The 5,803-nt window shown below is 74.0% G+C and carries 7 protein-coding genes; 1 reads left to right on the forward strand and 6 read right to left on the reverse strand.

Going from position 1 to position 5,803, the window contains the following annotated elements; translation table 11 throughout:
- From gvpJ to AC0CYZ_RS22855, 5 genes are all read right to left on the reverse strand, one after another.
- Positions 1-172: gas vesicle protein GvpJ (gene gvpJ / locus AC0CYZ_RS22835; protein ID WP_472219585.1), on the reverse strand; the 172-nt coding region annotated here is incomplete at its 3' end.
- A gap of 76 nt (positions 173-248) precedes the next feature.
- Positions 249-1,541 (reverse strand): SRPBCC family protein, encoded by a 1,293-nt coding sequence (locus AC0CYZ_RS22840; protein ID WP_472219573.1) that lies wholly within the window; start codon positions 1,539-1,541, stop codon positions 249-251.
- Positions 1,534-2,154, reverse strand: a complete 621-nt coding sequence (locus tag AC0CYZ_RS22845) for a hypothetical protein (RefSeq protein ID WP_472219575.1) — start codon at positions 2,152-2,154, stop codon at positions 1,534-1,536. Before AC0CYZ_RS22845 ends, AC0CYZ_RS22840 begins: the two co-directional genes overlap by 8 nt.
- A gap of 190 nt (positions 2,155-2,344) precedes the next feature.
- Complete coding sequence (locus AC0CYZ_RS22850) at positions 2,345-3,040, reverse strand: PadR family transcriptional regulator (RefSeq protein WP_472219577.1); 696 nt, start codon at positions 3,038-3,040, stop codon at positions 2,345-2,347.
- Positions 3,040-3,987 carry a ParA family protein gene (locus tag AC0CYZ_RS22855; RefSeq protein ID WP_472219579.1) on the reverse strand — a complete coding sequence of 316 codons (948 nt, stop codon included), beginning with the start codon at positions 3,985-3,987 and terminating at the stop codon, positions 3,040-3,042. Before AC0CYZ_RS22855 ends, AC0CYZ_RS22850 begins: the two co-directional genes overlap by 1 nt.
- Positions 3,988-4,252: 265 nt before the next feature.
- Between AC0CYZ_RS22855 and AC0CYZ_RS22860 the strand changes: the two genes are divergently transcribed.
- The gene (locus AC0CYZ_RS22860; protein WP_472219581.1) at positions 4,253-4,783 is read left to right on the forward strand and encodes a hypothetical protein; all 531 of its coding nucleotides are present in this window, start codon (positions 4,253-4,255) and stop codon (positions 4,781-4,783) included.
- Here AC0CYZ_RS22860 and AC0CYZ_RS22865 read toward each other — a convergent pair.
- Positions 4,672-5,803 (reverse strand): glycosyltransferase family 4 protein (locus AC0CYZ_RS22865; protein WP_472219583.1); only part of this gene is annotated, 1,132 nt, incomplete at its 5' end. The genes AC0CYZ_RS22860 and AC0CYZ_RS22865 overlap by 112 nt on opposite strands.

Here is a 5,803-nt window from a genome sequence, read left to right on the forward strand (position 1 = left end):
CGACGCTCGCGACCACGATCCGCGCGTCGATGGTGACGAGCTCGATGCCGACCACCGAGATCTTGACGAAGGCGTCGATGACCAGGCCCTTGTCGAGGATCAGGTCGAGCACCTCGGCGAGCCCACCCTGCGGGGCCTTGCGGACGGTGCCCGTCCCCTGGCCCTGGCTGATGGTCACGCGGCGCCTCCGTCAGGGCGAGGGGGAGGGGCGGACCCGGCCGTGGCCGGGCCCGCCCCTGCCGATCAGGTCAGGCCGGGGTCCGCGCACGGCGTCGGGACCGGCGCGGCGCGGGCTCGGGCTCGGCCGCCTCGGTGTCGTCCGCCTGCTCGTCCTCGGCGGCCTCAGCATCGTCGACGTCGTCGGGCCCGTCCACGTCCTCGGCGTCCGCGTCGTCCACGGCGGCGGGCTCCGCGTCGGCGTCCTCGTCGTCGGCCGGCTCGTCGGCGGCGTCCTCGAGCTCGTCGTCGGCCGCCTCGTCCTCGGCGACCGGCTCGTCCTCGAGGTCCTCGTCGTCGGCCTCGTCGAGGTCCTCGGCGTCCTCCGCGGCCTCGTCGTCGGCGTCGAGGTCGTCCTCGTCCTCGAACCCGTCCTCGTCCGCGGCGGCCTGCTCCTCCTCCATCGCCTCCTCGTGGGTCTTGACGACCTCGCTGTCACGGATCTCGCCGCGCCAGCCCTCGAGCTCGTCGCGGTTGATCAGCGTGTCCATCATGACGTGGCGGCAGAAGTGCTTGAACTCCAGGCGCGCACGCCGACCGACGGCCCGCCAGAGGTTGCCGGTCTTCTCGAAGAATCCCTGGGGGTAGTACTCGAGAATGAGCACGATGCGGGTCAGGTTGGGCGCGAGCTCGGAGAACGTGACGATCCCGTCCGCGTGCCCCTTCGCTCCCGAGGACACCCAGATGATGTGGCTGTCCGGAATCTGCTCGCGGATCGTGGTGTCCCACGAACGGCGCGACCAGAACACCTTCGCCGTCCAGACCGTCTTCTCGTCGGATTCCTGGTTGACCGTCTCGACCTTCTTCATGAAGCTCGGGAAGTCGGCGAACTGCGTCCACTGGTCGTAGGCGACGCGCAGCGGCACGCCGACGTCCTGCGCCTCGAAGATGTTCATGAACTTGAACTTGCCGCGGCCGCCACCACCTCCGCCGCCGCCGCCTTCCCCGTCGGCGTCACCCTCGTCGTCGCCGTCGCCACCCATGCCGAGGGCTCCCGTGACCGAGTCCTTGACCGACGAGAAGCCCGACTTGAGCGCGCCGGTGAGCCCACCGCCGCCCCCGGACGACTCGCCATCGCCATCGCCACCACCACCGCCGAGGAGACCGGAGAGTCCCGTCCCGCCCGACTCGGCGACGTCGGTCAGCCTCCCGGTCAGTCCCTCGACCCGGTCCACCGCCGAGCTGACCGCCTTGTCGCTGAGCGCCTTGAGCAGCGCTTCGGCGGCCCCCTTGAGCCGGTCGCTGGGCAGGCCCGCGCCGGCGCCGTTCGAGTCCTGCTCGGTCTCCTGGTCGTCCGTCGTGGGTCGTTCGGTCGTCTCAGTCATGCACTGTCTCCGTCCGTCGGGTCGATCGACCCGAGCCGCTGCGCGCCGTCGAGCCGTTGCGTGCGCCCGAGCCGCGGGCGCCCGAGCCGTTGCGCGCCGCCGAGCCGTTGCGTGCGCTCGACCCGTTGCGCGTGCTCGAGCCGTTGCGTGTGCTCGAGCCGTTGCGGGCCGACGACGTCTCGGGGGCGTCCGGCGCCTGCTCCTCGGTGTCCTCGGGGTCCTCGGCGCCGTCCACGATCTCGGCGTCGACGATCTCGCCGTCCGCGCCCTGGGGCACCGCCTCGTCCGAGGTCGGCCGGCCGAGGTTCTCGACGCGGTTGACCAGGGAGTCGGTGAGCGTCTCCAGCCGGTTGCTCGCCACCGACATCGCCGCGTCCTTGCCCGCCTCCATCAGCCGGCCCCGCACCGCGGAGTCGAGCCGCTGGAGCTCGGGGGACTTGTCGACCACCGAGCCGGCCAGCTTCAGCAGCTGCGCGGGGTCGGTGGGGATCTTCTTCCCCATCAACGCCCCGCCGACCATGATGGCGAATTTCATCTTCTTCGTGCGGCCCAACAGGTAGCCACCGATGACCGCCGCAGCGATCCGTCCGTTGTCCATCAGTTCCTTCCCCATGCCCGGGTCGGTCGTCGGGAGGAATCCCCTTCTCGTGCACTGCGGCAAACGGCCCCGAATGGCCTAGGCGCGGACGCCGATCACGAGGAGGCATCGCCGCGGGGCCTGCCGCAGAATCGTACTGGTGAGTAGGAATGTGCGGGCCGGAAACAAAAGTCCGGAAACGTCCCGCGATTTTCACCCGGCCTCCTCAGTCGCCGCCCCGTGCCACCGCGTCCACGCCGCGGGTCAGCGCCCGCCACTGCCGCAGCCGCGCCCGGCCGGCCCGCTCCCCGGCCTCGGTGAGGGCGTAGGACCGGCGGCCCGACACGGGGTCCAGCCGGCGGCGCAGGAGCCGGTTGCGGGCCAGCCGGTGCAGCGTCACGTGGATCGTCCGCTCCGAGACGTCGAGGAGCCCGTCGCCGGTCTCCCGGAGCCGGGTGATCACGCCACGGCCGTCCGCGGGTCCCCGGCGCAGCGCGAGCAGGACGAGGAGATCGACGTGCTCCCGGGCGGTCACCCGGACCCGGCCCGACCGCCGGGCCGGGGCCGACACCGCCGACCGCGCGCTCCCGTTCGTCCGCACCGCGCTGCGCGGGCGCTCCTCCCGGCGGGCGACGACGGGTGGCGCCGGGGGCTCGACGACGTCCTCGGGCTCCTCGACGTCCTCGGGCTCGTCGGCCCCCTCGACCTCGCCAGGGCTCTCGGCCTCGTCGGTGTCCTCGACGTCGTCGGCCTCGTCGACGTCGTCAGCGTCGTCAGGCTCCTCGACGTCCTCGACGTCGTCGGGCTCGAACTCGTCGTCCTCGGGCTCGGACCACCGCGACCCGCCGTCCCGGGGCGGCAGCAGGCCGCGCAGGCTCGACGTCGCCGGGCGCCCGAAGGCCTGGCTGAGGTCCTGGGACATCACATGGCCTCCGCGTCGTGGTCGGTGCCGGACTCCTCGGCGGCACGCAGCACCGTCAGCAGCTCCACGCCGACGTCGCGGTAGTCCTCCGCGACCCCGGCCGCCGCGGCCGACAGCCGTGGCGGGGCGGTGGTCCCGTCCCGCAGCGAGGCCCACCAGGCGGGCTGCGCGGCCACCTCGGCCTCGAGCTCGTGGGCGAGCTTCCCCAGCCGCCGGGCGTCCTGGGCGCTGCGCTCGGCGTGCCGGACGGCCGTCGAGAACAGCGGCGAGTGGCCGCCGAACGCGCGCTCCACCGCGCCGCGCACCTCGGCGTGCACGCGCCGCGAGCGGGTGCCGGTCGCGAAGAGCACCGCCCCGAGCAGCCGCAGCTCCGGGTTGCGCTCCCGCGCCACGGCGAAGCGCTCGGCGACCAGGCGCATGCCGACGAGCCCCCCGACGTCGGACTTGGTCGGCATCACCACCCACCGTGCGGCGGTCAGGGCGAGATCGGTGAGGATCGTCGACTCGGGCGGGCAGTCGACGAACACGACGTCGTAGCGCGTCGCGACGGGGGCCAGGACCTCGGCGAGCACGTCGAACGCCGCACGGCCGCGCTCCTGCAGGCGCGACACCATCAGCGGGACGAGGTCCGCGAGGCGGGCGCCGCCCGGCACGACGTCGAGGCCAGGACGCACGTCCGCCACGGGCTCCACCGGGCGCTCGCTGAGGATGCTGAGCACCAGGCCGGCGCCCTGGTCGTCGTCCTCGTCGTCGCGGTAGCCGAGGTCGTCGGCGAGGTTGGCCTGGCGGTTGAGGTCGACCACGAGACAGCGGTAGTCGGCGGCCGCGAGCTGGCCCGCCAGGTTCGCGACGAGTGAGGTCTTCCCGACGCCGCCCTTGTCGTTGACCATCGCGATCACCCGGGCGAGCGCGTCCGGCCCCCCGGCGGCCGTGCCACGTTGCCTCACGGCGCGGAGGGTGACCACGCGGCCGTGCCCGGCACAACCGCGACGCACCACCGCGTGGCCGAGTTGGGCCGGGTGCCACGACGGCCGCGCGGACGGCGCACCCGGTGGCCTCGCAGCCGGCCCGCGCGACACCGACGTCCGGGTGCGGGTCGACCGGGCGCACGCGTCGCCGCGACGACGGGCGCTCGTCCCCGCTCCCGGACTCACAGGTTCCGCCCAGGTACGTGTAGCCCCCCGCTCAGGTTCACCGACGACGCTGCGGTGCGTGGACGCCGCCGCAACGGGGAGGATCGTCGAGCGCTGGTACCGCTCCGCGCGTCCCACGGAGGGGGGCGACCCCGTCGCCGACTCCGAAGCGGTACCCGCGCCGGCGGGTGGGCGGCCACGGGTCGAGGTCGTGGGTCTGCCCGGCCTCGCGGCGGAGCTGGCCGACCTGCTCCCGCCGGAGTGGGAGGTCCACGCCGTGGCCGACCCCACCGAGGTCTCGGCGGCGGCCGACGTCGTCGTGCTCGATGCCCCCCGGGCGACGACCGTGGCTGCCGTGCGAGACGCGGCCCCGGACGCCGAGCTCGTGGCCACCTTCTCCGGGCCGGCCCCCGGCCCGCTTCGCGACGCGGCGTTGCGCGCAGGGGTCGCCTGCTGTGTCGACGGAGCTACGGGCCCGGTGGTGGCGCGGTACCTGACCTACGTCCGGGGGTCGCTGGCCGTCTCGACCGGTGGTCCGGTGGCGCCCGCGCACGAGTGCCCCGCCGAGACGGAGCAGCCGCCGAGCAGGCCGGCGACGACCGCGAGGTAGCGCTGGGCCTGGTACTCCCAGCGCAACGGCTCGCTCACCGCCCAGGCGCCGACCACGAGCGCGGCACGCCGCGCGGGGTCACGGTGCAGCGCCAGCAGCGCGCGGGCGAGGTCCTCGGGGTCGTCGGCGGTGAACAGCTGCACGCACGCGCCGAAGGTCTCCTCCATCGATCGTGTCCGCGACGCGACCACGGGGAGACCCATGGCGACGAAGTCGAAGATCTTCCCGGGGAGCGCGACGTCGCGGAAGGGATCGCGACGGAGGGCCAGCACCCCGACGTCCGCCCGGCCGAGGGCGTCGACCAGCTCCGGCAACGGGACGAACCCACCGCTGAAGTGGACGAGTTCCGCGAGACCGAGCTCGTCGACCATCCGACGCAGCCGTGGGACGTCCGAGCCGTCGCCGTAGAGCTCGAGGCGGAGGCCGGGGATCCGGTCGCGGAGCAGGACCAGCGCCCGCAGCACCGTGTCGAGGCCGTAGTGCTCCTCGATGGTGCCGTGACTGATCATCGTGAAGGTCGCGCCCTCGGCGGGTGGGCGGGTGGTCGCGGACGGGGCGAAGAAGCGCGGGTCGGCCCCGTCCATGACGGTCGTGACGTGCTGCGGGTCCGCGCCCCGCCCGACGAAGACGGCCCGCATCTGGTCGGTGGGCGTGACGACGTGGTCGGCCCGCCGGATCGCCCACTGCTCGAGGCGCTCGAGCAGACGTACCACCGGGTGCCCGGCCCCGACGCCGAACTTGCTGGCGAAGAACTCGGGCATGCACTCCTGCAGGTCGAGCAGCACGCGGGCGCCCAGCAGGCGGGGCAGCAGGCCCGCGATCACCAGGACGTCGGGGAGCGAGTGGATCTGCACGACCCGGTACCGGCGTCCGAGGTGACGGGCCGCGACGACGACGGTCGCCGCGACGAGGAAGGCCGCGTACTCGGCCGCGTACACCACGGCGCCCGCCCCCGGATGGTGCCGGAGCGGGAGCCGGTGGATGCGCAGGTGCCCGTGGCGCTCGCGGGCCGGCTCGCCC

This window comes from Actinomycetospora sp. (assembly GCF_055612215.1).

What these genes read in the sequence shown, in the direction of transcription:
- AC0CYZ_RS22840 (WP_472219573.1), bottom strand. Translation starts at nt 1,541, where the DNA reads ATGACTGAGACGACCGAACGACCCACGACGGACGACCAGGAGACCGAG.
- AC0CYZ_RS22845 (WP_472219575.1), bottom strand. Translation starts at nt 2,154, where the DNA reads ATGGGGAAGGAACTGATGGACAACGGACGGATCGCTGCGGCGGTCATC.
- AC0CYZ_RS22850 (WP_472219577.1), bottom strand. Translation starts at nt 3,040, where the DNA reads ATGTCCCAGGACCTCAGCCAGGCCTTCGGGCGCCCGGCGACGTCGAGC.